The 21,135-nt window shown below is 67.2% G+C and carries 31 protein-coding genes; 30 read left to right on the top strand and 1 reads right to left on the bottom strand.

The genetic code is table 11. The features are described from left to right. Positions 1 to 18 precede the first annotated feature (18 nt). From AYL44_RS11000 to AYL44_RS10855, 30 genes are all read left to right on the top strand, one after another. A complete protein-coding gene (locus tag AYL44_RS11000; RefSeq protein ID WP_064003336.1) occupies positions 19 to 1,419 on the top strand; it encodes a DUF5684 domain-containing protein in 1,401 nt (466 codons plus the stop codon). 304 nt (positions 1,420 to 1,723) lie between these two features. Beyond that, a complete protein-coding gene (gene rpsL, locus AYL44_RS10995) occupies positions 1,724 to 2,092 on the top strand; it encodes a 30S ribosomal protein S12 (protein WP_018171438.1) in 369 nt (122 codons plus the stop codon). Between the two features lie 5 nt (positions 2,093 to 2,097). After that, positions 2,098 to 2,568, top strand: a complete 471-nt coding sequence (rpsG, locus tag AYL44_RS10990) for a 30S ribosomal protein S7 (protein ID WP_018187368.1) — start codon at positions 2,098 to 2,100, stop codon at positions 2,566 to 2,568. 77 nt (positions 2,569 to 2,645) lie between these two features. Then, the gene (gene fusA, locus AYL44_RS10985; protein WP_064003335.1) at positions 2,646 to 4,760 is read left to right on the top strand and encodes an elongation factor G; all 2,115 of its coding nucleotides are present in this window, start codon (positions 2,646 to 2,648) and stop codon (positions 4,758 to 4,760) included. A 147-nt stretch (positions 4,761 to 4,907) separates the two neighbouring features. Continuing rightward, positions 4,908 to 6,101, top strand: a complete 1,194-nt coding sequence (gene tuf / locus AYL44_RS10980; RefSeq protein ID WP_064003334.1) for an elongation factor Tu — start codon at positions 4,908 to 4,910, stop codon at positions 6,099 to 6,101. Positions 6,102 to 6,238: 137 nt separating this feature from the next. Further along, a complete protein-coding gene (locus AYL44_RS10975; protein ID WP_064003333.1) occupies positions 6,239 to 6,454 on the top strand; it encodes an Rv0909 family putative TA system antitoxin in 216 nt (71 codons plus the stop codon). Positions 6,455 to 6,867: 413 nt separating this feature from the next. Then, complete coding sequence (gene rpsJ, locus AYL44_RS10970; protein ID WP_018171443.1) at positions 6,868 to 7,176, top strand: 30S ribosomal protein S10; 309 nt, start codon at positions 6,868 to 6,870, stop codon at positions 7,174 to 7,176. Positions 7,177 to 7,187: 11 nt separating this feature from the next. Further along, positions 7,188 to 7,847, top strand: a complete 660-nt coding sequence (gene rplC, locus AYL44_RS10965; RefSeq protein ID WP_064003332.1) for a 50S ribosomal protein L3 — start codon at positions 7,188 to 7,190, stop codon at positions 7,845 to 7,847. Between the two features lie 2 nt (positions 7,848 to 7,849). Further along, the gene (rplD, locus tag AYL44_RS10960) at positions 7,850 to 8,512 is read left to right on the top strand and encodes a 50S ribosomal protein L4 (RefSeq protein WP_064003331.1); all 663 of its coding nucleotides are present in this window, start codon (positions 7,850 to 7,852) and stop codon (positions 8,510 to 8,512) included. Continuing rightward, positions 8,509 to 8,808, top strand: a complete 300-nt coding sequence (gene rplW, locus AYL44_RS10955) for a 50S ribosomal protein L23 (RefSeq protein ID WP_064003330.1) — start codon at positions 8,509 to 8,511, stop codon at positions 8,806 to 8,808. The genes rplD and rplW overlap by 4 nt, the downstream gene beginning before the upstream one ends. A gap of 24 nt (positions 8,809 to 8,832) precedes the next feature. Continuing rightward, positions 8,833 to 9,672 (top strand): 50S ribosomal protein L2, encoded by an 840-nt coding sequence (gene rplB, locus AYL44_RS10950; RefSeq protein ID WP_036309862.1) that lies wholly within the window; start codon positions 8,833 to 8,835, stop codon positions 9,670 to 9,672. Positions 9,673 to 9,684: 12 nt separating this feature from the next. Continuing rightward, positions 9,685 to 9,966, top strand: coding sequence for a 30S ribosomal protein S19 (rpsS, locus tag AYL44_RS10945; protein WP_018187348.1), 282 nt, complete (start codon positions 9,685 to 9,687; stop codon positions 9,964 to 9,966). 40 nt (positions 9,967 to 10,006) lie between these two features. Continuing rightward, entirely contained in the window at positions 10,007 to 10,405 is a 399-nt protein-coding gene (rplV, locus tag AYL44_RS10940) for a 50S ribosomal protein L22 (RefSeq protein ID WP_064003329.1), read from the top strand. Continuing rightward, positions 10,405 to 11,160, top strand: a complete 756-nt coding sequence (gene rpsC / locus AYL44_RS10935; protein WP_064003328.1) for a 30S ribosomal protein S3 — start codon at positions 10,405 to 10,407, stop codon at positions 11,158 to 11,160. The genes rplV and rpsC overlap by 1 nt, the downstream gene beginning before the upstream one ends. Beyond that, on the top strand, positions 11,160 to 11,579 hold the full coding sequence (rplP, locus tag AYL44_RS10930; RefSeq protein ID WP_064003327.1) for a 50S ribosomal protein L16: 420 nt from the start codon (positions 11,160 to 11,162) through the stop codon (positions 11,577 to 11,579). The genes rpsC and rplP overlap by 1 nt, the downstream gene beginning before the upstream one ends. Then, positions 11,579 to 11,893, top strand: a complete 315-nt coding sequence (gene rpmC / locus AYL44_RS10925) for a 50S ribosomal protein L29 (protein WP_018187344.1) — start codon at positions 11,579 to 11,581, stop codon at positions 11,891 to 11,893. The genes rplP and rpmC overlap by 1 nt, the downstream gene beginning before the upstream one ends. Further along, the gene (gene rpsQ / locus AYL44_RS10920; RefSeq protein ID WP_082886192.1) at positions 11,893 to 12,225 is read left to right on the top strand and encodes a 30S ribosomal protein S17; all 333 of its coding nucleotides are present in this window, start codon (positions 11,893 to 11,895) and stop codon (positions 12,223 to 12,225) included. The genes rpmC and rpsQ overlap by 1 nt, the downstream gene beginning before the upstream one ends. A 3-nt stretch (positions 12,226 to 12,228) precedes the next feature. Further along, positions 12,229 to 12,597, top strand: coding sequence for a 50S ribosomal protein L14 (gene rplN / locus AYL44_RS10915; RefSeq protein ID WP_064003326.1), 369 nt, complete (start codon positions 12,229 to 12,231; stop codon positions 12,595 to 12,597). A gap of 2 nt (positions 12,598 to 12,599) precedes the next feature. Beyond that, complete coding sequence (rplX, locus tag AYL44_RS10910; RefSeq protein WP_064003325.1) at positions 12,600 to 12,959, top strand: 50S ribosomal protein L24; 360 nt, start codon at positions 12,600 to 12,602, stop codon at positions 12,957 to 12,959. 2 nt (positions 12,960 to 12,961) lie between these two features. Beyond that, on the top strand, positions 12,962 to 13,552 hold the full coding sequence (rplE, locus tag AYL44_RS10905; protein WP_064003324.1) for a 50S ribosomal protein L5: 591 nt from the start codon (positions 12,962 to 12,964) through the stop codon (positions 13,550 to 13,552). A 134-nt stretch (positions 13,553 to 13,686) separates the two neighbouring features. Further along, positions 13,687 to 14,085, top strand: a complete 399-nt coding sequence (gene rpsH, locus AYL44_RS10900; protein ID WP_064003323.1) for a 30S ribosomal protein S8 — start codon at positions 13,687 to 13,689, stop codon at positions 14,083 to 14,085. A 6-nt stretch (positions 14,086 to 14,091) separates the two neighbouring features. Next, positions 14,092 to 14,628: a 50S ribosomal protein L6 gene (gene rplF, locus AYL44_RS10895; protein WP_064003322.1), complete on the top strand. Its 537-nt coding sequence runs from the start codon at positions 14,092 to 14,094 to the stop codon at positions 14,626 to 14,628. A gap of 2 nt (positions 14,629 to 14,630) precedes the next feature. After that, complete coding sequence (gene rplR / locus AYL44_RS10890; protein WP_064003321.1) at positions 14,631 to 14,990, top strand: 50S ribosomal protein L18; 360 nt, start codon at positions 14,631 to 14,633, stop codon at positions 14,988 to 14,990. Next, positions 14,987 to 15,673, top strand: coding sequence for a 30S ribosomal protein S5 (gene rpsE / locus AYL44_RS10885; protein ID WP_064003320.1), 687 nt, complete (start codon positions 14,987 to 14,989; stop codon positions 15,671 to 15,673). Before rplR ends, rpsE begins: the two co-directional genes overlap by 4 nt. Then, positions 15,673 to 15,858: a 50S ribosomal protein L30 gene (gene rpmD, locus AYL44_RS10880; protein ID WP_020098644.1), complete on the top strand. Its 186-nt coding sequence runs from the start codon at positions 15,673 to 15,675 to the stop codon at positions 15,856 to 15,858. The genes rpsE and rpmD overlap by 1 nt, the downstream gene beginning before the upstream one ends. Then, positions 15,858 to 16,418, top strand: coding sequence for a 50S ribosomal protein L15 (gene rplO / locus AYL44_RS10875; protein ID WP_082886191.1), 561 nt, complete (start codon positions 15,858 to 15,860; stop codon positions 16,416 to 16,418). The genes rpmD and rplO overlap by 1 nt, the downstream gene beginning before the upstream one ends. Before the next feature lie 100 nt (positions 16,419 to 16,518). Further along, a complete protein-coding gene (secY, locus tag AYL44_RS10870) occupies positions 16,519 to 17,844 on the top strand; it encodes a preprotein translocase subunit SecY (protein WP_064003319.1) in 1,326 nt (441 codons plus the stop codon). Beyond that, positions 17,841 to 18,434 (top strand): adenylate kinase, encoded by a 594-nt coding sequence (locus tag AYL44_RS10865; RefSeq protein ID WP_064003318.1) that lies wholly within the window; start codon positions 17,841 to 17,843, stop codon positions 18,432 to 18,434. The genes secY and AYL44_RS10865 overlap by 4 nt, the downstream gene beginning before the upstream one ends. Then, positions 18,434 to 19,267 carry a type I methionyl aminopeptidase gene (gene map / locus AYL44_RS10860; RefSeq protein WP_064003317.1) on the top strand — a complete coding sequence of 278 codons (834 nt, stop codon included), beginning with the start codon at positions 18,434 to 18,436 and terminating at the stop codon, positions 19,265 to 19,267. The genes AYL44_RS10865 and map overlap by 1 nt, the downstream gene beginning before the upstream one ends. A gap of 13 nt (positions 19,268 to 19,280) precedes the next feature. Beyond that, positions 19,281 to 19,958 (top strand): DsbA family protein, encoded by a 678-nt coding sequence (locus AYL44_RS10855; protein ID WP_064003316.1) that lies wholly within the window; start codon positions 19,281 to 19,283, stop codon positions 19,956 to 19,958. Positions 19,959 to 19,984: 26 nt separating this feature from the next. On the opposite strand, the gene AYL44_RS10850 is transcribed toward AYL44_RS10855, so the two are convergent. Then, positions 19,985 to 21,013 carry a hypothetical protein gene (locus AYL44_RS10850; protein ID WP_064003315.1) on the bottom strand — a complete coding sequence of 343 codons (1,029 nt, stop codon included), beginning with the start codon at positions 21,011 to 21,013 and terminating at the stop codon, positions 19,985 to 19,987. Positions 21,014 to 21,135 lie beyond the last annotated feature (122 nt).

Here is a 21,135-nt window from a genome sequence, read left to right as displayed (position 1 = left end):
CTCACTTAGGGTGGGGGGATGATCACGGGTGTCGACAGCGGTGCGGGTGTCGTCCTGGGACTGCTCGCCTTCGTCCTCGGCGCGGCAGTGTACGTGTGGGTCGCCCTGGCACTCTCGGCCGCCTTCCGGAAGATGGGCGAGGAGCCCTGGCGTGCATGGGTGCCCCTCCTCAACATCGCCGTGCTGCTGCGCTGGGGCGGGTTCTCGATGTGGCTCGCCCTCCTCGTCCTCGTGCCGGGTGTCGGCCCGATCGCCGTCTGGATCCTCCTGATCCTGACCGTGCACCGGCTGAACCCCGGTTTCGGTTACGGCGGCGGGATGACCGTCGTCGGGGCGCTCCTGTTCCCGGTCTGGGCGACGATCGTGGGGTTCGGTCCTGCCGAGTGGCGGGGCGCGCGCCCCGCCACTCGGCATCCCGATCCGGAGGCGCGGCCCGCGTCGCCTCCCTACGCGCCGTTCGGATCGCTCGGAACGGACTTCGGCGCGCCGTTGCCGCCGCCGCCCTTCCCCGCGCCGGCCGCCGCGCCGGGTGACGATGCGCGGCCCGGTCCCGCGGCCGCCCCGGCCTCACCCGTCGCGCCCCAGCCGTGGGCCCCGCAGGCCTCCGCGGCGGCTCCCGCCGATGCGTCGACGCTCGGCGCCGATCCGGGGGCGACGGGGGAGCAGCCCGACCCGACCGCTCCGACGCCGACGATGACTTCCGGCAGCGCGCTGCCGGAAGTCGCCGACACGTCCACGACCGCGCCGCAGGCGCCGTTCCCTCCGCAGGCCGCACCTCACGCGCCCCGCGACGCGAGCCCTCCCGTCGCCGCCGCGCCGGGGATCATCTCGTCGGTGCCGGGGCGCGACGAGGCGCCCGTCACGCGTCTGCGCCCGCCGGCGTTCGGCGCCGACCGCGACGAACGCGACGTCTTCCCCGAGCTGACCGGCGAGGTGTCCGCCATCCCCGGCTCGCCGGCCGCGGGTGCTCCCGTGTCGGCGAGCTCCTCGGTCTCCGCGCAGGAGCGCGAGCAGCAGGAATCGGCCCCCGCGCCGCGGGGCGAGGACCTCGAGCGCACCGTCGTCGTGCGTCGGGGACACTCTCGGTGGGAACTCGTCCTCCCGGACGGCTCCACCGCCGACCTGTCGGGCGACGTCGTCATCCTGGGGCGCAACCCCGTCGCCGACCCCGCGCATCCGCGTGCCCAGCTCCTTGCGATCGCCGACCCGACGCGGACCGTGTCGAAGACCCATGCCCGCCTCGAGCGGCGCGGCGAGGTGTGGCGCATCGTGGATCTGGGCTCGACGAACGGCATCCTGCTGCCCAGTCCCCTCGGCACGGACGTCGAGGTCGAGCCGGGCGGGGCGGCGGAGGTCGCCGATCGGTTCCTCCTCGGCGATGCGGCGCTCCGACTGCAGCGGACGGATGCCGGTTCCTGACCGGCGGCTACCTCACCTGAGCACTCGCGGTGAAGTCCGCCCTCGTTTGACCCGACTTCGTCATCCCGCGTATCATTGATCGGGTGTGCGCACACGCGCGCCATGCGACGTGCCTCGGTACGGGACAGGCGAGGCGAGCGCACCAGGGACAGGGCCTGCGAACAGGCCACCCCCACGGCATATCCATCACTCCCGTTCGTCGCGGTCGCGGCGTGCAGATGGATCTGTGGTGAAACCACGAACGCTGTCACCGTGCAGCACCTGTGCCCGGCGCGAGCCGCGCGCAGATCGACAAGGAGAGAACGTGCCAACCATTCAGCAGTTGGTTCGCAAGGGTCGCTCGCCCAAGGTCTCGAAGACCAAGGCGCCCGCCCTGAAGGCGAACCCGCAGCAGGCGGGTGTCTGCACCCGCGTGTACACGACCACCCCCAAGAAGCCGAACTCGGCGATGCGCAAGGTCGCCCGTGTGAAGCTCCGCAACGGGACCGAGGTCACCGCCTACATCCCCGGTGAGGGCCACAACCTGCAGGAGCACTCGCTCGTGCTCGTCCGCGGTGGTCGTGTGAAGGACCTCCCCGGTGTGCGTTACAAGATCGTCCGCGGCGCCCTGGACACCCAGGCTGTCAAGAACCGTAAGCAGGCTCGCAGCCGCTACGGCGCCAAGAAGGGTTGAGCTAGATGCCTCGTAAGGGACCCGCACCCCGCCGCGTCGTCGTCAACGACCCGGTCTACGGTGCTCCGATCGTCACCCAGCTGGTGAACAAGATCCTCGTCGACGGCAAGAAGTCCATCGCCGAGGCCATCGTCTACAACGCCCTCAAGGGTGTCGAGGCGAAGAACGGCCAGGACGCCGTCGCGACGCTCAAGAAGGCGCTCGACAACGTCCGCCCCACCCTCGAGGTGAAGAGCCGCCGCGTCGGTGGCTCGACCTACCAGGTTCCCGTCGAGGTCAAGCCGCACCGCGCGAACACGCTCGCGCTGCGCTGGCTCGTCTCGTACGCGAAGGGTCGCCGTGAGAAGACCATGACCGAGCGCCTCCAGAACGAGATCCTGGATGCCTCGAACGGCCTCGGTGCCGCGGTGAAGCGCCGCGAGGACACCCACAAGATGGCCGAGTCGAACCGCGCCTTCGCGCACTACCGCTGGTAATCAGCACCTCGGCGGCCGGCCGGGTCACCCCCGGCCGGTCGCCCCGCGACATCCGTCACTACACGTAAGGACACCCCGTGGCACAAGAAGTGCTCACCGACCTCAACAAGGTCCGCAACATCGGCATCATGGCGCACATCGATGCCGGCAAGACGACGACGACCGAGCGCATCCTCTTCTACACGGGTGTCAACCACAAGCTGGGCGAAACCCACGACGGCGCCTCGACCACCGACTGGATGGAGCAGGAGAAGGAGCGCGGCATCACGATCACGTCGGCCGCCGTCACCTGCTTCTGGAACAAGAACCAGATCAACATCATCGACACCCCCGGTCACGTCGACTTCACGGTCGAGGTGGAGCGCTCGCTCCGCGTCCTCGACGGTGCCGTCGCCGTCTTCGACGGCAAGGAGGGCGTCGAGCCCCAGTCCGAGACCGTGTGGCGTCAGGCCGACAAGTACGACGTGCCCCGCATCTGCTTCGTCAACAAGATGGACAAGCTGGGCGCGGACTTCTACTTCACCGTCGACACGATCGTGAAGCGCCTCGGCGCCAAGCCGCTCGTGCTGCAGCTGCCCATCGGTGCCGAGAACGACTTCGTCGGCGTCATCGACCTCGTCGAGATGCGTGCACTGGTGTGGCCCGGCGACGCCAAGGGTGACGTGACCATGGGCGCCAAGTACGAGGTGCAGGAGATCCCCGCCGACCTCAAGGACCGCGCCGAGGAGTACCGCCAGCAGCTGCTGGAGACCGTCGCGGAGAGCGACGAGGAGCTCCTCGAGAAGTTCTTCGGCGGTGAGGAGCTCACGATCGCCGAGATCAAGGGCGCCATCCGCAAGATGACGGTCGCCGGCGAGCTCTACCCCGTGCTCTGCGGCTCCGCGTTCAAGAACCGCGGTGTCCAGCCGATGCTCGACGCGGTCGTCGACTACCTGCCGTCGCCCCTCGACGTGCCCGCCATCGAGGCGCACGACCCGAAGGACGAGGAGAAGGTCATCGAGCGTCACCCCGACGCCAACGACCCGTTCGCCGCGCTGGCCTTCAAGGTCGCCGTGCACCCGTTCTTCGGTCGCCTGACCTACATCCGCGTCTACTCGGGTCAGCTCGACTCGGGTGCGCAGGTCATCAACTCGACCAAGGGCAAGAAGGAGCGCATCGGGAAGATCTTCCAGATGCACGCCAACAAGGAGAACCCGGTCGACGCGGTCACCGCGGGCAACATCTACGCGGTCATCGGTCTGAAGGACACCACCACCGGTGACACCCTCGCCGACCCGAGCGAGCCCGTCGTCCTCGAGTCGATGACGTTCCCCGAGCCCGTCATCGAGGTCGCGATCGAGCCGAAGACCAAGGCCGACCAGGAGAAGCTGGGTGTCGCCATCCAGAAGCTGGCCGAGGAGGACCCGACCTTCCGCACCGAGCTCAACCCCGAGACCGGTCAGACGGTCATCAAGGGCATGGGCGAGCTGCACCTCGACATCCTCGTCGACCGCATGAAGCGCGAGTTCCGCGTCGAGGCGAACGTCGGCAAGCCGCAGGTCGCGTACCGCGAGACGATCAAGAAGACCGTCGAGCGTTACGACTACACGCACAAGAAGCAGACCGGTGGTTCGGGTCAGTTCGCGAAGATCCAGTTCGCGCTCGAGCCCCTCGAGGTCACGGCCGACAAGACCTACGAGTTCGAGAACAAGGTCACCGGTGGCCGCATCCCGCGCGAGTACATCGAGCCGACCAACCAGGGCTTCCAGGACGCCATGCAGGTCGGTGTGCTCGCCGGCTTCCCCATGGTGGGCGTGAAGGCGATCCTCATGGACGGCGCGTCGCACGACGTCGACTCGTCCGAGATGGCATTCAAGATCGCGGGTTCGATGGGCTTCAAGGAGGCTGTCCGCAAGGCCAGCCCCGTGCTGCTCGAGCCGCTGATGGCCGTCGAGGTCCGTACTCCCGAGGAGTACATGGGCGACGTCATCGGCGACCTGAACTCGCGTCGTGGCCAGATCCAGTCGATGGAGGACGGAGCGGGTATCAAGATCGTCCGCGCCCTCGTCCCCCTGTCGGAGATGTTCGGCTACATCGGTGACCTGCGCTCGAAGACTTCGGGCCGCGCGGTCTACGCGATGGAGTTCGACAGCTACTCCGAGGTCCCGCGCGCGGTGGCCGACGAGATCGTCCAGAAGACCAAGGGCGAGTAACACTCGTTCTTCGGATGCCGGGGGCCCGGCCCCCGGCATCCGCCCAAACTGAATATCGTCACGTCAACTACACTGACAACATCCCCGTAGAAACCCGGTCGCAATCCAGCGCCCGGATGACTACACGACAGTCCTGAGGAGGACCCAGTGGCCAAGGCCAAGTTCGAGCGGACCAAGCCGCACGTCAACATCGGAACGATCGGTCACGTCGACCACGGCAAGACCACGCTCACCGCTGCCATCTCGAAGGTGCTCGCCGACAAGTTCCCGTCGGCCACCAACGTGCAGCGTGACTTCGCGTCGATCGACTCCGCTCCCGAAGAGCGCCAGCGTGGTATCACGATCAACATCTCGCACGTCGAGTACGAGACCCCGAAGCGTCACTACGCACACGTCGACGCCCCGGGTCACGCTGACTACATCAAGAACATGATCACCGGTGCCGCTCAGATGGACGGCGCGATCCTCGTGGTCGCCGCCACCGACGGCCCGATGGCTCAGACGCGTGAGCACGTTCTGCTCGCCAAGCAGGTCGGCGTTCCCTACCTGATGGTCGCGCTGAACAAGTCGGACATGGTCGACGACGAGGAGATCCTGGAGCTCGTCGAGCTCGAGGTCCGCGAGCTGCTGTCCAGCCAGGGCTTCCCCGGCGACGACGCTCCGGTCGTCCGCGTCTCGGGCCTCAAGGCTCTCGAGGGCGACGAGACCTGGGTCCAGTCGATCCTCGACCTGATGGACGCCGCCGACGAGTCGATCCCCGACCCGGTCCGCGACAAGGACAAGCCCTTCCTCATGCCGATCGAGGACGTCTTCACGATCACCGGTCGTGGCACGGTCGTCACCGGTCGCGCCGAGCGTGGCACCCTCGCCATCAACTCCGAGGTCGAGATCGTCGGCATCCGCCCGACGCAGAAGACCACGGTCACGGGTATCGAGATGTTCCACAAGCAGCTCGACGAGGCCTGGGCCGGCGAGAACTGTGGTCTGCTCCTCCGTGGTCTCAAGCGCGACGACGTCGAGCGTGGCCAGGTCGTCGTGAAGCCGGGTTCGGTTACGCCGCACACCAACTTCGAGGGCACTGCCTACATCCTCTCGAAGGAGGAGGGTGGCCGTCACAACCCCTTCTACACGAACTACCGCCCGCAGTTCTACTTCCGTACCACGGACGTGACCGGCGTCATCACGCTGCCCGAGGGCACCGAGATGGTCATGCCCGGTGACACCACGGACATGACGGTGGAGCTCATCCAGCCCATCGCCATGGAGGACGGCCTCGGCTTCGCGATCCGTGAGGGTGGCCGCACCGTCGGTGCCGGTACCGTCACGAAGATCATCAAGTAAGTCCTTCGGACTCACCGGCAGGGGTCGGGCCTTCGGGCCCGGCCCCTTTGTCGTTCCTGCAAGGGGGTGCGATCGGGTGGGGGCGGTCCTAGACTGACCGCGCCGCGGCATCCGCGGTCCGAGACGGAAGGGATCCCATGGGTATCGACGATGTGGTGGGCAAGGGCAAGCAGTTCCTCGAGCAGCACAAGGAGGAGATCGACCGGAACCTGAAGTCGGACAAGGCCGAGGACGTCAGCGACAAGGTCCTCGACGCCGCGGCCGAGTTCGTGAAGAAGGTCGCTCCCGACTCGGTCGACGCGAAGGTCGACGAGGTCCGCGACAACGTGGATCGGCGTATCGGGAACGAGTGATCTCTGCGAGGGGTCGGATGCCGCGGCATCCGGCCCCTCTGCTGTGCCCGGCGAGGGCGGTGGGGGAGCGTACCCGGCGGCGCGACACGCCCGGGTTTGCGACACGCCCGAACGGCACGTAGACTGTACAGGTTCCACATTCCTGCGCTCTGCGCGGGATCACTGCCAGGGCAGTGCATAGGCGAGAAGCCTAGGCCGCGGGCAGCAGAACATCACATCCCCACACCCACTCCGGAAACGGATGCGCACGCGTGCGTGCGAGGGGAAGCGGATGCCGCAGGTCTCCTGCGGACTGACATCAGAACAGCGGTGACGGATCCCCCACCTCCGGGCGGGGAGAAGTGCCCGGCGCGCAAGCGCCCCGTGCGTCCAATGCCCTCGAGGTACGACGCGAGAAAGAGAGTGAGCAGACAATGGCGGGACAGAAGATCCGCATTCGCCTGAAGTCGTATGACCACGAGGTCATCGACTCGTCGGCACGCAAAATCGTCGACACCGTGACCCGTGCGGGCGCGACGGTCGTGGGCCCCGTGCCCCTTCCGACCGAGAAGAACGTGATCGCAGTCATCCGTTCGCCGCACAAGTACAAGGACAGCCGCGAGCACTTCGAGATGCGCACCCACAAGCGCCTCATCGACATCATCGACCCGACGCCCAAGGCCGTCGACTCGCTGATGCGTCTCGACCTCCCGGCCGACGTCAACATCGAGATCAAGCTCTGAGGTCGATCATCATGGCTGACATCAACTCCAAGGTTTCCAAGGGCCTGCTGGGCACCAAGCTCGGCATGACCCAGGTCTGGGACGAGAACGGCAAGGTCGTTCCCGTCACCGTCATCGAAGTCGCCCCCAACGTGGTGACCCAGGTGCGCACGCCCGAGCGTGACGGCTACAACGCCGTGCAGATCGCTTACGGCCAGATCGACCCCCGCAAGGTCAACAAGCCGCAGACGGCCCACTTCGAGGCTGCCGGTGTGACCCCGCGTCGTCACCTCACGGAGGTGCGCACGGCGGATGCCGCTGACTACTCACTCGGTCAGGAGCTCACCGTCGACGCCACCTTCGAGGCCGGCCAGCTGGTCGACGTCGTCGGCACCAGCAAGGGCAAGGGCTTCGCCGGTGTCATGAAGCGTCACAACTTCAAGGGCGTCTCCGCTTCGCACGGTGCGCACCGCAACCACCGCAAGCCCGGTTCGATCGGCGCCTCGTCGACCCCGAGCCGCGTCTTCAAGGGCATGCGCATGGCCGGCCGTATGGGTGGCGAGCGCGTGACCGTCCTCAACCTCACGGTGCACGCCGTCGACGCCGAGAAGGGTCTGCTGCTCGTCAAGGGCGCCGTCCCCGGTGCTCGTGGCCGCATCGTCTACGTCCGCAACGCAGTGAAGGGTGCCTGAACATGGCTGACTCGACTCTCGCGCTCGACGTCGTGAAGGCAGACGGCAAGAAGGCCGGCTCCGTGGAGCTGCCCGCCGCGCTGTTCGACGTCAAGACGAACATCCCCCTCATCCACCAGGTCGTCGTCGCGCAGCTCGCGGCGGCTCGCCAGGGCACCCACTCGACCAAGCGTCGCGGTGAGGTCTCCGGTGCCGGCCGCAAGCCCTTCAAGCAGAAGGGCACGGGTAACGCCCGTCAGGGCTCGATCCGCGCGCCGCACATGACCGGTGGTGGCATCGTCCACGGACCGAAGCCGCGCAACTACTCGCAGCGCACCCCCAAGAAGATGGTCGCCGCCGCCCTCCTGGGCGCGCTCAGCGACCGGGCTCGCGGCGGGCGTCTGCACGTCATCGACTCGTTCGGCATCGAGGGTGCGCCCTCGACGAAGGCTGCTGCCGCGGTTCTGGCTCAGCTCGCGCCGACGAAGAACGTCATGGTCGTCATCACGCGTGATGACGAGCTGAGCGTCAAGAGCGTCCGCAACCTCGCGTACGTCCACGTGCTCACGTTCGACCAGCTCAACGCCTACGACGTGCTCGTCTCCGACGACATCGTCTTCACCAAGGCCGCCTACGACGCGTTCGTCGCTGCGAAGGCCGGCTCCACCGAGGAGGTCTCGGCATGACCGCCGTCAACAAGGACCCGCGCGACATCATCCTGAAGCCGGTCGTCTCCGAGAAGAGCTACGGGCTCATCGACGAGGGCAAGTACACGTTCCTCGTGGACCCGCGCGCCACCAAGACCGAGATCAAGCTCGCCATCGAGAAGATCTTCGGCGTCAAGGTCGCGTCGGTGAACACGCTCAACCGCCCGGGCAAGTCCCGCCGCACCCGTTTCGGCACCGGTAAGCGCAAGGACACCAAGCGCGCCATCGTGAGCCTGAAGTCGGGCACCATCGACATCTTCACGGCCGTCGGCTGACAGCTGGGATAGAGGACTAGAGACATGGCTATTCGCAAGTACAAGCCCACGACCCCCGGTCGTCGCGGTTCGTCGGTCGCCGACTTCGCTGAGATCACGCGGTCGACGCCCGAGAAGTCGCTCCTTCGCCCGCTGGCGAAGACCGGTGGTCGCAACAACCAGGGCCGCATCACGACCCGTCACATCGGTGGTGGCCACAAGCGCCAGTACCGCGTGATCGACTTCCGTCGTAACGACAAGGACGGCATCAACGCCAAGGTCGCTCACATCGAGTACGACCCCAACCGCACCGCGCGCATCGCGCTGCTGCACTACTTCGACGGTGAGAAGCGGTACATCCTCGCCCCGAACAAGCTGTCGCAGGGTGACATCGTCGAGTCGGGTGCCGGCGCCGACATCAAGCCCGGCAACAACCTGCCGCTGCGCAACATCCCCACCGGTACGGTCATCCACGCGATCGAGCTCCGCCCCGGCGGCGGCGCGAAGATGGCACGCTCGGCCGGTGCGTCCGTCCGCCTCGTGGCGAAGGACGGCCCGTACGCGCAGCTGCGTCTGCCCTCGGGTGAGATCCGCAACGTTGACGCGCGCTGCCGCGCCACCATCGGCGAGGTCGGCAACGCCGAGCAGTCCAACATCAACTGGGGCAAGGCCGGCCGTAACCGCTGGAAGGGCATCCGCCCGACCGTCCGCGGTGTCGCCATGAACCCGGTCGACCACCCGCACGGTGGTGGTGAGGGTAAGACCTCCGGTGGACGTCACCCCGTCACTCCTTGGGGCCAGGCCGAGGGTCGTACCCGGCACCCCAACAAGGAAAGCGACAAGTTGATCGTTCGCCGTCGCAACGCCGGCAAGAAGCGGAAGTAGGAGTAGAGGAAGATGCCTCGCAGCCTTAAGAAGGGCCCCTTCGTCGACGAGCACCTGCTTCGCAAGGTCGTCTCGCAGAACGAAGCCGGTACCAAGAACGTCATCAAGACCTGGTCGCGTCGTTCGATGATCATCCCGGCCATGCTGGGTCACACGATCGCCGTGCACGACGGACGCAAGCACATCCCCGTGTTCGTGTCCGAGACCATGGTCGGTCACAAGCTGGGCGAGTTCGCGCCCACCCGCACCTTCCGCGGCCACGAGAAGGACGACAAGAAGGGCCGTCGCCGCTGACGCGGCGACGCTCTCAGAGAGAGGAAGAGGAGGAGTAAAAGTGGTGGAATCCATCGCACGCGTGAAGCACATCCGCGTGACCCCTCAGAAGGCTCGTCGTGTCGTCGCGCTCATCAAGGGCAAGCAGGCTCAGGAGGCTCTCGCCATCCTGAAGTTCGCTCCCCAGGGTGCCAGCGAGCCCATCTACAAGCTCGTGGCCGCTGCGGTCGCGAATGCTCGTGTGAAGGCCGACAAGGACAACGAGTTCCTGGACGAGCAGGACCTGTACGTGAAGAACGCGTACGTGGACGAGGGCACGACGCTCAAGCGTTTCCAGCCCCGCGCCCAGGGTCGCGCGTTCCAGATCAAGAAGCGCACCAGCCACATCACGGTCGTGCTCTCGACCCCCGAGGTCGCCGAGTCCGCCCCGGCTGCCCAGACCAAGAAGGCGAGCAAGTAATGGGACAGAAGGTCAACCCGTACGGCTTCCGCCTCGGCATCACCACCGACCACGTGTCGCGTTGGTTCTCGGACTCCACCAAGCCCGGGCAGCGCTACGCCGACTACGTGGCGGAGGACGTCAAGATCCGTCGCCTCCTGACGACGTCGCTCGACCGTGCCGGCGTGAGCAACATCGAGATCGAGCGCACGCGTGACCGCGTCCGCGTCGACATCCACACCGCCCGCCCGGGCATCGTGATCGGCCGCCGCGGCGCCGAGGCCGAGCGCATCCGCGCCGACCTCGAGAAGCTCACCGGCAAGCAGATCCAGCTGAACATCCTCGAGGTCAAGAACCCCGAGGCCGACGCTCAGCTGGTCGCGCAGGGTATCGCCGAGCAGCTCTCCGCCCGTGTGGCCTTCCGCCGCGCGATGCGCAAGGGTCTGCAGGGTGCGCAGCGCGCCGGCGCCAAGGGCGTCCGCATCCAGGTCTCCGGCCGCCTCGGCGGCGCCGAGATGAGCCGGTCGGAGTTCTACCGCGAAGGCCGTGTGCCCCTGCACACCCTCCGCGCGAACATCGACTACGGCTTCTACGAGGCGAAGACCACCTTCGGCCGCATCGGCGTGAAGGTCTGGATCTACAAGGGCGACCTCACCAACAAGGAGCTCGCTCGCGAGCAGGCCAACGCGCCGAAGTCACGTCGTGACGACCGCGGTGGCGACCGTCGTCGTGGCCCGCGCAGCGAGGCCCCCGTCGCAGAAGGAGCGTCTGCCTGATGCTTATTCCCCGCAAGGTCAAGTACCGCAAGCAGCACCACCCGAAGCGTGACGGCGCCGCCACCGGCGGCACCGCGGTCACGTTCGGTGAGTTCGGCATCCAGGCCCTCACGCCCGCCTACGTGACGAACCGTCAGATCGAGTCCGCTCGTATCGCCATGACGCGTCACATCAAGCGTGGCGGAAAGGTGTGGATCAACATCTACCCCGACCGTCCGCTCACCAAGAAGCCGGCCGAAACCCGCATGGGTTCCGGTAAGGGTTCGCCCGAGTGGTGGGTCGCCAACGTCAAGCCGGGTCGCGTCCTCTTCGAGGTCGCGGGCGTCAACGAGCAGCTCGCTCGCGAGGCCCTGACCCGTGCCATCCACAAGCTGCCGCTCAAGGCACGCATCATCAAGCGCGAGGAGGGCGACGCGTAATGGCCGTCGGCACCAAGACGCTCGCCCCGAGCGAGCTGGACACGTTCGAAGACCAGCGCCTCGTGGAGGAGCTGCGCAAGGCCAAGGAAGAGCTGTTCAACCTGCGCTTCCAGTCGGCCACCGGCCAGCTCGAGAGCCACGGCCGCATCCGTGCGGTCAAGCGCGACATCGCGCGGCTCTACACCGTCATCCGCGAGCGGGAGCTCGGCATCCGTGCCACCCCCGCCCCGGTCGAGACGGCCACCAAGGCGAAGAAGAGCAAGGCCAAGAAGGCGGACGAGTCCGCTGAGGCCGCGAAGGAAGAGGCCGAGTGATGGCTGAGAAGAAGGATGCCGCTACGGCGCCCGTGACCGCTGGTCACGAGTCGGCCGAGCACGACGTCCGCGACGTCAACGCCCGTGGGTACCGCAAGGCCCGCCGCGGCTACGTCGTCAGCGACAAGATGGACAAGACGATCGTCGTCGAGGTCGAGGACCGCGTGAAGCACCCCCTCTACGGCAAGGTCATCCGCCGCACGTCGAAGGTGAAGGCTCACGACGAGCAGAACACCGCCGGCATCGGCGACCTCGTCCTCATCAACGAGACCCGTCCGCTCAGCGCCACCAAGCGCTGGCGCCTGGTCGAGATTCTCGAGAAGGCGAAGTAAGCAATGATCCAGAACGAGTCTCGCCTCAAGGTCGCCGACAACACCGGCGCCAAGGAGCTCCTCACGATCCGCGTCCTCGGTGGTTCCAACCGCCGTTACGCCGGTGTCGGGGATGTCATCGTGGCGACCGTCAAGGACGCGATCCCGGGCGGCAACGTCAAGAAGGGCGATGTGGTCAAGGCCGTCATCGTCCGCACCGTCAAGTCGACCCGTCGTCCCGACGGTTCGTACATCAAGTTCGACGAGAACGCCGCCGTCATCCTGAAGAACGACGGGGAGCCCCGCGGCACCCGCATCTTCGGCCCGGTCGGTCGTGAGCTTCGCGACAAGAAGTTCATGAAGATCGTCTCGCTGGCACCGGAGGTCATCTGATCATGGCGCACATCAAGAAGGGTGACCTGGTTCAGGTCATCAGTGGCCGCAAGCAGGACAAGGGCGGCGACCGCGGCAAGCAGGGCAAGGTCCTCGAGGTCCTCGTCGAGCAGAACCGCGTCGTGGTGGAGGGCGTGAACTACGTCACCAAGCACACCCGCGTCGGCCAGTCGCAGCGCGGCACCAAGACGGGCGGCATCGAGACGATGGAAGCCCCGATCCACATCTCCAACGTGGCGCTGGTCGACCCGTCGACCAAGAAGCCGACCCGTGTCGGCCACCGCGTCGAGGAGCAGACGAAGGACGGCGTCAAGCGCACCGTCCGCGTCCGCTACGCCAAGAAGAGCGGCAAGGACCTCTGAACATGAGCAACGCAACTGCCGCGGAGGCTGGCAAGATCCAGCCCCGCCTGAAGCAGAAGTACCAGACCGAGATCAAGAAGGCTCTGCAGGACGAGTTCGGCTACGCCAACGTCATGCAGATCCCCGGTCTCGTGAAGGTCGTCGTCAACACCGGTGTCGGTGAGGCTGCGCGCGACAGCAAGGTGATCGATGGTGCGGTCGACGACCTCACCAAGATCACCGGCCAGAAGCCGGTCGTCACCAAGGCCCGCAAGTCCATCGCGCAGTTCAAGCTGCGTGAGGGCCAGGCCATCGGTGCCCACGTCACCCTCCGCGGTGACCGTGCGTGGGAGTTCGTCGACCGTCTCGTCAACCTCGCCCTGCCCCGCATCCGCGACTTCCGCGGACTGTCGGCGACGCAGTTCGACGGCAACGGCAACTACACCTTCGGTCTCCAGGAGCAGTCCGTGTTCCACGAGATCAACCAGGACAAGATCGACCGCGTCCGCGGTTTCGACATCACCATCGTCACGACGGCGAAGACGGATGACGAGGGTCGGGCGCTGCTCAAGCACCTGGGCTTCCCGTTCAAGTCGGCGGACGCTCAGGCGTGATCCGATAAGATCGATCGTTCGGCCTCGGGGCGTGCTCCGGGGCCGAACGACTGCACAACTGAATATCGCTCATTCATAGAAGGTCGCCTGTCGTGTAACGGCAGTCGAAACCTCATGACTAAAGGAACACACTTATGACGATGACAGACCCGGTCGCAGACATGCTGACCCGTCTGCGCAACGCGAACTCCGCGCACCACGACACCGTCGCGCTGCCGAGCTCGAAGCTCAAGACGCACATCGCCGAGATCCTCCAGCAGGAGGGCTACATCTCCGGCTGGGAGGTCTCCGACGCCCGTGTCGGCCAGACCCTCACCCTGACCCTGAAGTACGGCCCGAACCGCGAGCGGTCGATCGCCGGCATCAAGCGCGTCTCCAAGCCCGGTCTCCGCGTGTACGCGAAGTCGAACGAGCTTCCCAAGGTCCTCGGTGGCCTCGGGGTCGCGATCCTGTCCACCTCCTCTGGCCTCCTCACGGACCGCCAGGCCGAGCAGAAGGGCGTCGGCGGGGAAGTCCTCGCCTACGTGTGGTGATCTGACATGTCGCGTATTGGACGTCTTCCCATCGACATCCCCGCCGGTGTGACCGTCACGGTCTCCGGCCAGGACGTCGCCGTCAAGGGCCCCAAGGGCGAGCTGAACCTCACCGTGGCACAGCCCATCGAGGTCAAGGTCGAGGAGAACCAGGTCCTGGTCTCCCGCCCCGACGACGAGCGCGAGTCGCGTGCTCTCCACGGGCTCACCCGCACCCTCATCAACAACAACATCATCGGCGTGACCCAGGGCTACACCAAGGGCCTCGAGGTCGTCGGCACCGGTTACCGCGTCGCTCAGAAGGGCACGGCGGTCGAGTTCGCACTCGGCTTCTCGCACCCCGTCCTGGTCGAGGCGCCGGAGGGCATCACGCTCACCGTCGAGGGCAACAACAAGCTCACCGTCGCCGGTATCTCGAAGCAGGCCGTCGGCGAGGCAGCCGCCAACATCCGCAAGATCCGCAAGCCGGAGCCCTATAAGGGCAAGGGTGTGCGGTACGCGGGCGAGGTCGTTCGCCGCAAGGCCGGAAAGAGTGGTAAGTAACCATGGCTCTCAAGTCGAAGTCCGACGCACGTTCGCGTCGTCACGCCCGTCTTCGCAAGAAGATCGTGGGCACCGAGGCGCGTCCGCGTCTCGTCGTGACCCGTTCCGCCCGCCACGTCTTCGTCCAGCTGGTCGACGACAGCAAGGGCTTCACCGTCGCATCGGCCTCCACCCTCGAGGCCGACCTGCGCACGTTCGATGGTGACAAGACCGCCAAGGCCCGCAAGGTCGGCGAGCTCGTCGCTGAGCGTGCGAAGGCTGCCGGCATCGAGACGGTCGTGTTCGACCGCGGCGGCAACCGCTACGCGGGCCGCGTCGCTGCGATCGCCGACGGCGCTCGCGAAGGAGGTCTGAACCTGTGACCGAGAACAAGGAGAACGAAGTGACCGCGACCGAGCAGCCCGCTGCGGCTGCGGCTACGGCCGAGGCGCCCGCCGAGCGCGAGCGCGAGCCGCGCCGCGGTGGCCGCGAGCGCAGCCAGACCCGCGACCGCAACTCGCGCGACCGCGGCGACAACCAGTTCCTGGAGCGCGTCGTCACGATCAACCGCGTGTCGAAGGTCGTCAAGGGCGGTCGTCGCTTCAGCTTCACGGCGCTCGTCGTCGTGGGTGACGGCAACGGTCTCGTCGGTGTCGGCTACGGCAAGGCGCGTGAGGTCCCCCTCGCCATCTCGAAGGGTGTCGAAGAGGCCAAGCGCAACTTCTTCCGCGTGCCGCGTGTCGCCTCCAGCATCCCGCACCCCGTCCAGGGTGAGGCTGCTGCCGGTGTCGTGCTGCTGCGTCCGGCCGCTGCCGGTACCGGTGTCATCGCCGGTGGTCCGGTCCGCGCCGTCCTCGAGTGCGCCGGCATCCACGATGTGCTGTCGAAGTCGCTGGGTTCGTCGAACACGATCAACATCGTGCACGCGACCGTCGCAGCGCTGAAGCAGCTCGAGGAGCCGCGCGCCGTCGCTGCGCGTCGTGGTCTCGACTTCGACCAGGTCGCCCCCGCGCGTCTGGTCCGTGCCGAGGCTGACGCCGCCAAGGCTGCAAAGGTGGGTGCATGATGGCTGCTCGTCTGAAGGTGACCCAGGTCAAGTCCAAGGTGAGCGAGAAGCAGAACCAGCGTGACACGCTGCGTTCGCTCGGTCTGAAGCGGATCAACGACTCCGTCGTTCGTCCCGATGACGCGCAGACGCGCGGGTACATCAAGACCGTCGCGCACCTCGTGAAGGTTGAGGAGATCGACTGATGGCTGAGAAGAAGGACGAGACGGTCGAGGCCGTCGAGCCCAAGGCCAAGAAGCCGGCAACCCGGAAGGCTGCGGCTGGGCCCGCTGCCGACAAGGCTGCCCCGAAGAAGGATGCGGCGCGCCCCGGCGTGCTGAAGGTCCACCACCTGCGTCCGGTCCCCGGTGCCAACGTCGCGAAGACCCGTGTCGGTCGCGGTGAGGGCTCGAAGGGTAAGACGTCGGGCCGCGGTACCAAGGGTACGAAGGCTCGTTACCAGGTCAAGGTGGGCTTCGAGGGTGGGCAGATGCCCCTCCACATGCGTACGCCGAAGCTGCGCGGGTTCAAGAACCCGTTCCGCGTCGAGTACCAGGTGGTCAACCTCGACAAGCTCGCGGAGCTGTACCCCAACGGTGGCGACGTCACCGTGACGGACCTCGTCGCCAAGGGCGCCGTGCGCAAGAACGAGAAGGTCAAGGTGCTCGGCACCGGCGACATCTCGGTCGCGCTGACGGTCTCCGTCGACAAGGTCTCGGGTTCGGCCGAGCAGAAGATCGTTGCCGCCGGCGGCTCGATCAAGTAATCACGTGCCAGGGGCCGGAGGATAACCTCCGGCCCCTGTTGCCGTATGTTGGAATGCGGCGTGCTCCGGCGCGCCCGGCATCCCACTGGAGGAAATCCCTTTGTTCAGCGCCATCGCGCGGGTCTTCCGCACTCCGGATCTCCGTCGGAAGATCGGTTTCACGCTCGGCATCATCGCCATCTACCGGTTCGGCGCGCACATCCCGGCTCCGTTCGTGGACTTCCCGAACGTGAAGACCTGCCTCGACCAGTCCGGGTCGACCGAGGGCCTGCTCTCGCTCGTGAACCTCTTCTCGGGCGGCGCGCTGCTGCAGCTGTCGATCTTCGCGCTCGGCGTGATGCCCTACATCACCGGCACGATCATCGTGCAGCTTCTCCGCGTGGTGATCCCGCACTTCGAGACCCTGTACAAGGAGGGCCAGGCCGGCCAGGCCAAGCTCACCCAGTACACCCGCTACCTGACGATCGCGCTGGCGCTGCTGCAGTCGACCACACTCGTCACCGTCGCCCGCTCGGGTCAGCTCTTCGGCATCACCGGCGTGGCCGAGTGCCAGCAGCTCCTCACCGACGAGGCCTGGTGGGCGCAGCTGCTCATGATCGTCACACTGACCGCCGGCACCGGCCTCATCATGTGGATGGCCGAGCTCGTCACCGAGCGCGGCATCGGCAACGGTATGTCGCTCCTCATCTTCACCTCGATCGCGGCGACCTTCCCGTCGGCGCTGTGGAGCATCGCGGTCGCCCGCAGCTTCGAGATCTTCCTGCTCGTCCTGGCCGTCGGCATCGCGACCGTTGCGCTGGTCGTGTTCGTCGAGCAGTCGCAGCGCCGCATCCCGGTCCAGTACGCGAAGCGCATGGTCGGGCGCCGGACGCTCGGCGGCAGCAACACGTACATCCCGATCAAGGTCAACATGGCCGGCGTCGTGCCCGTCATCTTCGCGTCGTCGCTGCTGTACATCCCGGCCCTCATCGCGCAGTTCAACGCGAACCCCGCTGCGGACGGCAGCGTGCCCGGCTGGGTGTCGTGGATCCAGGCGAACTTCGTCAACGGCGACCACCCGCTCTACATGGCGGTGTACTTCCTGCTCATCATCGGCTTCACCTACTTCTACGTCGCGATCACGTTCAACCCGGTCGAGGTCGCAGACAACATGAAGAAGTACGGCGGGTTCATCCCCGGCATCCGTGCGGGCCGTCCCACGGCGGAGTACCTCGACTACGTCCTCACCCGCATCACCCTGCCGGGTTCCATCTACCTGGGCCTCATCGCCCTGCTCCCGCTCCTGGCCCTCGCGACGGTGGGCGCCAACCAGAACTTCCCGTTCGGTGGCGCGTCGATCCTCATCATCGTCGGTGTCGGTCTCGAGACGGTGAAGCAGATCGACGCCCAGCTCCAGCAGCGCCACTACGAAGGACTCCTCCGATGACGCAGACCCCCGCCCGCCTCCTGATCATCGGCCCGCAGGGCTCGGGCAAGGGGACGCAGGGGGCCCGCATCGCCGAACGGCTCGGCATCCCCACCGTCTCGACCGGCGACGTCTTCCGCGCGAACGTCAAGGACGGCACGGACCTCGGGCTCAAGGTGAAGGCGATCATCGACGCCGGCGAGCTCGTCCCCGACGAGCTGACGAGCGAGATCGTCCGCGACCGACTGTCGCAGCAGGATGCCGCGCACGGCTTCCTGCTGGACGGCTACCCGCGCAACCTGACCCAGGTCGGCCACCTCGACGGCTTCCTCGAGCAGCGGGGCGAACCGCTCACCGCGGTCATCGAGCTCTCGGTGCCGCGGGACGAGTCGATCGCCCGCCTCTCGCGTCGTGCGGCCGAGCAGGGCCGCGCCGACGACAACGAGGAGTCGATCGCGAAGCGCCTGTCGATCTACGAGTCCGAGACCGCACCGATCCTCGACGTGTACCGCGAGCGCGGCATCGTCGACGAGATCGACGGCGTCGGGTCGCTCGACGAGATCACCGAGCGCATCACGGCGGCCCTCGCGGCACGCGGCATCACCGCCTGATGGTCTTCCGCCGCTCCATCTACAAGACGCCCGCGCAGCTGCGCGCAATGGTCGAACCGGGTCTCATCACCGCGGCGGCATTGGATGCCGTGCGTCCGGCGGTTCGCGCGGGTGCGACGACCGCGGAGCTCGATGCCATCGCCGAGCGCACGATCCTCGCCCGCGGGGCGGAATCGAACTTCCAGCTGGTCCGCGGCTACCACCACACGACGTGCATCTCGGTCAACCAGGAGGTCGTCCACGGCATCCCGGGTGATCGGGTCCTGCAGCCGGGGGACATCGTCTCGATCGACTGCGGCGCGCAGTTCGAAGGGTGGAACGGGGACTCGGCGATCACGATCGTCGTGCCCGACCCGGACCGTCCCGAGCTCGTCGAACGTCGTCAGCGACTGTCGGACGTGACCGAGGGCTCGCTGTGGGCCGGCATCGCCGCGCTCGCCTCGGCCTCGCGCGTCGGCGAGATCGGCGACGCCGTGCAGTCCTACGTCGAGGCGTCGGGGGAGGGCTACGGCATCCTCCGCGATTACGTCGGACACGGGATCGGCCGCAAGATGCACGAGGGCCCGACGGTCTTCAACTACCGCGTCGCCGACCTCGGACCCGAGGTGCGGCCGGGGCTGTGCGTCGCGATCGAGCCCATGATCGTCGCGGGGGACGAAGCGACCCTCGTCGAGGACGACGACTGGACCGTCAGCACGGTCGACGGCCAGGACGGCTCTCATTGGGAACATAGCGTCGCGGTGCACGATGGAGGTGTCTGGGTGCTGACGGCCCCCGACGGCGGTGCCGCGGGACTCGCGGCCTTCGGCATCACCCCCACCCCCATCTCCTGAGGAGGACACGCACATGGCGACGGCCACGGGTAAGACCAACTGGTTCGCGATCTGGATCAGCGTCGCGGTGGTGGCGGTCCTGGTGGGTGTCGTCGCCGTTGTCGCTGTGCTGAACTCGCAGGCGTCGGACCCCGGACCGGTCCCGCAGGCCAGCGGCATCAACCGCGAGACCGGTGCGATCACCTTCGGCGACGGGCCCGACACCGTCGCCACGTACGTGGACTTCATGTGCCCGTACTGCGGCCAGTTCGAGGAGGCCGAGGGCAAGACGATCTCGGGCCTCGTCGACGACGGCAGCATCACCCTCGAGGTGCACCCGGTCACGATCCTCGACCGGCTGTCGCAGGGCACCGAGTACTCAAGCCGTGCGGCATCCGCCATGTACGCCGTGGCCGAAGCCGACCCCGACAACGCCTACGCCTTCTTCCGTGCGCTCTGGGACAAGCGGCCCCAGGAGCAGACGCCGGGCCTGACCGACGACGAGCTCATCCAGATCGCGAAGGATGCCGGCGTGAACGTGACCGCCGAGCTCGAGAAGTCGATCAAGGACCACGAGTACAAGAGCTTCGCCCAGTCGCAGGAGCTGCCCGAAGGCGCCACCGGGACACCGACGCTCGTCGTGAACGACGAGGTCGTCCCGGTCACGTACGACCCGCAGGCCGACATCCTCTCGCGACTGTCCGCTCGCTGAGCGCGAAGCGGCGCTTACTCGCCGAGTCACCACTCGGTTGCCCCGTCACCACCCGAATGCGCGCCTTCGGGTGGTGATTCGGCGTTTCGGCGGTGATTCGGGGTGGGGAACACGTCGAACCGGTAGAGCTTCGAGCGCAGACCGCCGGGGGAGCGGATGTCGGCGGTCGTCCAGCGGATGACGCGACGCCCTGTCAGCCCTCGAATCCAGTCCTCCCGCTCCTTCTCCGCGCGCAGGACATCCTCCAGGGCCCGCCCGTGCCGCATGGCGAGGTCGCGGTACTTCACCTCGCCGTCGTACTCGCCCCACACCGCGGCGTCATCGAGGCCGAAGTCGACGAAGTAGGGCCCCACCGGCACCTGAAGCCTGATCCGCCGGAATCCCAGGTCGTGCAGGCGCAAGCGGCTCACACTTTCTCCCGCGGACTCCGAGCGCCCGACGGCGAGCTCCAGGAGTTCGCGCGCCTGCCGTACCCCGCGAGCGCCTGTGGCCAACCGTCGCGCGATCTCGGCGCGGAGATATTCGGCTGCATCGGCGTCGTAGAGCCGCTGCCGAGCGTCCCACGCGACCGCGCGGAGCGCGGCATCCGCTATTGCGATCGCGGTCTCGCGGGGCGTCGTCCGCAGCACGTCCGCGACGGTGCGCGCGGGCGCGGTGAGGACGATGCCACCCGATGAGACCACGTCGACGTCGGGTACGGCGCATCGATGGCGGGACACGTATGTTGCACCTCGTGAGACCGCCCCGTTGTGCTGCGTGTCGGAGACGTGCACGTGCGTCGGCGGGGCGCCCCAGAGAGGCAGTCCGTGCAGCAGCGCAGCGGTCAGGTGGGAGTAGACGACGCCGCCGCGCCGGCGCTGCTCATAGGCCGCCACCTGCAGGAGATGGCGTTCGGCGGGCCACGCCGCATCCCACGTCTCCGATGCGACGAACGCGCCCCGAGCGAGCTTCCGAAGATCTCCGTGGCTCAGCGTCGCGATGTCGCGGCGGGTCATCCCCGCTCGGAGGAGCGCGGGACGCGTCTCGATCCGGGACGCGGCGTCGTCGAAGTCCATCCGCCCACCCTCGCCTCCCGTCGAAGCCCGCGCCATGCGGAACAGCCGTCGGGGGACGTCCGCGGCATTCATCGGGCTGTGCAGGAAGCCGTGGGCGCGTCGAATCACCATCGCTGCGTCGA

Origin of the sequence: Microbacterium oleivorans (genome assembly GCF_001644225.1) — a bacterium.
Taxonomy (GTDB): domain Bacteria; phylum Actinomycetota; class Actinomycetes; order Actinomycetales; family Microbacteriaceae; genus Microbacterium; species Microbacterium gawkjiense.
This window is presented reverse-complemented; position numbering and strand designations above follow the sequence as displayed.